The organism is Paenibacillus sp. LHD-38 (assembly GCF_031157315.1).
Lineage (GTDB): Bacteria > Bacillota > Bacilli > Paenibacillales > Paenibacillaceae > Pristimantibacillus.
In genome coordinates this window covers 1-3,842 of sequence record NZ_JAVIFU010000111.1, presented here as the reverse complement: position 1 = coordinate 3,842, position 3,842 = coordinate 1, and the positions used below count along the sequence as shown (strand labels likewise).

Here is a 3,842-nt window from a genome sequence, read left to right as displayed (position 1 = left end):
GCGGCCATTTCACTTCGACTCTTACGGTTTCCGCTAATGGTCATTGCCGCTCTTCTGGGCGGATTCGGGCTCCTGTTCGGCTTGCTCTTCATCCTGCTGCACCTGATTACCTTGCGCTCTCTCGGTCAGCCTTATTTAGCGCCAATCGCTCCGCTCAGGCCGCGGCAGCTGCTTGATGTGCTGATTCGCGCACCTATGAAGCACCTCCTGCGCTCGCCGCGCAACCGGCATATGCATATGTCTATAAAACGAAAGAAAGGATGACTATGGCGATGAGAAAGCTGCATCTGAAGCTGTTTTTGATTGCTCTGGTTCTCCTTTCTTTAACGGGATGCTGGAGCAAATTGGAGCTTCCCGAAAGAAGCTTCATTATGTCTTTGGGAATTGACGAGGGCAGGAATGGCAATATCCGACTGACGGCACAGTTATATAAACCGAACCCCGGACTAAGAGGAAGGGGGGGGGGTGCAACGTTCGTCAATGTTCAATCCGAGGACGAATCAATGTTCGAGACCGTTCGCGACCTGACTCTCCATATGGGGCGCAAAGTCCATTGGAGCCATATGCGCATCATTGTCATTGGGGAAGCGTTCGCAAAGAAAAGAGGGCTCGAAGAAATTCTCGATTTCTTTTATCGCAATTCGGAGCTCCGCCTTACTTCATATGTCCATATTGCCAAAGGAAAGGCTAGTACTTATATGAGTACGAAGCCGCTGATCGAGAATACGCTCGGCCAGCAGTTGCTGACCATTCAAGAAGTAGCTTACAAATATTCCGGTAAGACGGCGAATGTGACACTGCTTGATCTGGGTTTTCAGCTGAAGGGGCAAGTCGATGATGCGATGATTCCTTACCTCTATCGAAGTAAGAAAATAACAGAAACAACTCCGGTAGCGGGGGCTGTCCTTCTCAAAAAAGGAAAAATGATTGGGAAGCTGTCTTCAAAGGATATGGAAAGTGTCTTGATGCTGCGCGATGAGTATAAACGAGGGGTTCTCGAAATCCCCTGCTTAAACCAACCGAATGGCAAATCGAAAAAGAAAGAAACGGTTCAAATCATTTCAACGAGCACGCAGCTTTCTCCTAAGATCAAGCAGAGGTCTGTCACGGTGAAAGCGTCCATCACGATCGAAGGTACCGTCACCGAGCTCAAGTGTACTAAAGTAACAACGAGCGAAGAAGAAATACAATTCATCAATCAAATTAAAGAAGTCGTCGAACAAGATATGATGAAAGCGTATGAGGAGCTGAAGCAAAAAAAAGTCGATGTCATTGATCTCAGCAATCTGATATACCGCAGACACCCCGCGTTATGGAAAAGCATGAAGGAAGACTGGCACGAGATTTTTGCGAAGAGTCAATTAGAGATCCAAACAGATGTGAAAATTATTAATACCGGGACGACCATCGGAAAATCGGTTTTGTCTAAAGAAAAATAGGAGGGAAACCCGTGCTGGAGAAAATTATCGTTCTGTTTGTCATGTATGCGCTCCTATTCGCTTACGACGGTCCGAGACTTAAACAAAAGCAGGCGCGTGAAAAGCTGGCTTACGGGGCTCTGATGCTGATCGCTCTTTATTTCAGTGTGGACTATGTAACCAATATCGATATGCCGAGGCTGCATATGCTTGTCGTTCTGTTGTTATCCGATACGGCGGAGCAGATCGTCGGCTATTTAAAGGCGGGAATATCTTGACAAATCGCGAATCTATCACTTCAGGACAAATGTCCCTCTTATTTTTTACGTTTATGACAGGGTCGGCTATTGTCAATATTCCGGCCCCGATAATCGCTTTCGCTAAAAACGATGCGTGGCTCTCATTGATTATTTCATGCACGATAGGCGGGCTGCTGCTAAGCTGTATCCTTTATCTGAATAAGCATTACCCCGGCTTAACTTTTGTCGAATACAGCCTCAAAGCGGTCGGTACGTGGATCACATTCCTCCTATTGATCCCTTTCGTGGCCTATCTGTTCCATATGTGTGCCGGTATCGTGCTCGACGTCGACTTGTTTATGACCAGCTCTTTAATGGATGAAACGCCTATGTATATCTTTTCCATTGTTGTGTTATTAGCTGCCGCTATTACCGCGCATGTTGGTATCGAAGCCATGGCCAGAATGTTCATCATCATCATCACACTCATGCTTTGTTTTGTTGTAGTCATCTTCATAGTAGCGCTTCCCGACTATCGTCCGGAACAACTGCTGCCTATTTTGTCGCAAGGAATCAAACCCGTGCTGCATGGCGCGTATTTTACTTACGGATTCCCTTATGCAGAGGTGATCGTGTTTGCCATGCTGCTGGCGTTTGTCCGTAAGACAAACAACAATGAGCTGAACAGATCCATGTATATGGCGCTTATCATAAACGGTGTCATATTAATCACATCCGTCGTATGCACGATTATGATGTTCGGCCCTATGGCAGGTGAAAGAAAATACTCCCTGTATCAGTTTGCGCGCATTATACAAGTTGTCGACATCATTGAAAGAATCGAATCCGTCATCGCGATGGCCTTGATCGCAGGATCCTACATGAAAGCCACGATTACCTTATATGCGCTGACGTTAGCCATATCTCAACTGCTGCGTTTACGCGATTACCGGATCCTCATATTTCCTACTGCTTTGATCATTGTGCTGCTCACCCTCTTGTTATCTGAAGGCATGACCAAATGGGAAGAATCAGTAGCGTCCATACACCCGCTTTATGTGTCGATCTCGTATGTGTTACCTTTGCTTGTTCTTACGTTGGTCACTTGGATCAAATCCAAACGAAAGCAATCGAGCGTATAAGGGTCAGACGGATTGAATGATATCAAACCGATTCGAATGACTAAGTTTTATCAATATGGAAGTGGGTTTCACCTTTATTCAAGCTGCCTACCGTTGCACTGTACTTGAGGTTTATATCAACTGTAATAAGGAATATATTAGTTCAGGGGAAAGGACATATGGAAGGTCCGGAAATGATCACTATTTATCATGAGGTATAGCAAGGGAAAAGATGTCGATTTCCTAACCAACTTTTTGTAGGTGAACAAGGAAAGAAATACTTGGCTTATCTGACACGATATCTAATCGAAGAACATTTGAATATACCCATCGAAGAGATTACTGATCGAGTAAATGCAGATATTCTTTGGAAACATCGTTTGCGCCCTCCTGCCACGGTACATGGATGGGATTTTATGGAGCTGGTTCAACATGCGTATCCTGGTCAATTTTTCGCTTGGGAGTTCAGGCAAGTTTCCAATGGATACTGGAAAGGTGAGAAAGGACGACAACGAGCTATCGAAGCGATCAAGTATGTGATCGAAGAAAAATGCAGGATTCCTTATCATGAAATTCCACAGTGTATAAACTATCGTTTTGTTAAGGAGCATAGACTACTTGGAACTTTAAATGTGTTTGGGCATTCGCCTTATCAAGTGGTTGATAACATATACCCCGATCAATTTCAACCATGGGAATTCGCCAATTCATATCGAGGGAGTTTAATGGTTTCACAGATTGTGCGATACGAATTAAATGATCCTTCGCTTGATACTCGTTGTATTTATATCCCTGCAGTTGAGCTCCCTCAGAGAATAAGGTTTTTCTCGCGAATGCTCGCTCATTCGCAGAATTTCACATGCATGTTTAAATAGGAGTTTAAAGGATTACATGAGATGGGCTAAGCAGTTCCGTTTGAGGGCATGCGGGAATAGAAGGTGCTGGTCTAATTACAACATCTTCCAAATAAAGATTTACTGCACGTCTCTCTCCACAAGGTCCTTGGGATTCACTCTCCCAAATCTCAACGGGTCTATGCCCTCACATTCCTTCGTCCTATCTAT

General features: G+C 44.7%; 5 protein-coding genes and 1 pseudogene. All 6 read left to right on the top strand.

Going from position 1 to position 3,842, the window contains the following annotated elements; translation table 11 throughout:
* Nucleotides 1-264 (top strand): spore germination protein (locus RCO25_RS34370; RefSeq protein ID WP_309000531.1); only part of this gene is annotated, 264 nt, incomplete at its 5' end.
* An 8-nt stretch (nucleotides 265-272) separates the two neighbouring features.
* Nucleotides 273-1,439 carry a Ger(x)C family spore germination protein gene (locus RCO25_RS34365; RefSeq protein WP_309000530.1) on the top strand — a complete coding sequence of 389 codons (1,167 nt, stop codon included), beginning with the start codon at nucleotides 273-275 and terminating at the stop codon, nucleotides 1,437-1,439.
* A gap of 11 nt (nucleotides 1,440-1,450) precedes the next feature.
* A complete protein-coding gene (locus RCO25_RS34360) occupies nucleotides 1,451-1,696 on the top strand; it encodes a hypothetical protein (protein ID WP_309000529.1) in 246 nt (81 codons plus the stop codon).
* Complete coding sequence (locus tag RCO25_RS34355; protein ID WP_309000528.1) at nucleotides 1,693-2,799, top strand: GerAB/ArcD/ProY family transporter; 1,107 nt, start codon at nucleotides 1,693-1,695, stop codon at nucleotides 2,797-2,799. The genes RCO25_RS34360 and RCO25_RS34355 overlap by 4 nt, the downstream gene beginning before the upstream one ends.
* A gap of 212 nt (nucleotides 2,800-3,011) precedes the next feature.
* Nucleotides 3,012-3,215, top strand: a pseudogene (locus RCO25_RS35175) (DUF4046 domain-containing protein); the annotation flags it as partial.
* Complete coding sequence (locus RCO25_RS34350; protein WP_483874737.1) at nucleotides 3,195-3,653, top strand: DUF4046 domain-containing protein; 459 nt, start codon at nucleotides 3,195-3,197, stop codon at nucleotides 3,651-3,653. The pseudogene RCO25_RS35175 and the gene RCO25_RS34350, both read left to right, overlap by 21 nt.
* Nucleotides 3,654-3,842 lie beyond the last annotated feature (189 nt).

Coding starts and splice junctions, on each gene's coding strand:
- RCO25_RS34350 (WP_483874737.1), top strand. CDS start 3,195: ATGGAGCTGGTTCAACATGCGTATCCTGGTCAATTTTTCGCTTGGGAG.
- RCO25_RS34365 (WP_309000530.1), top strand. CDS start 273: ATGAGAAAGCTGCATCTGAAGCTGTTTTTGATTGCTCTGGTTCTCCTT.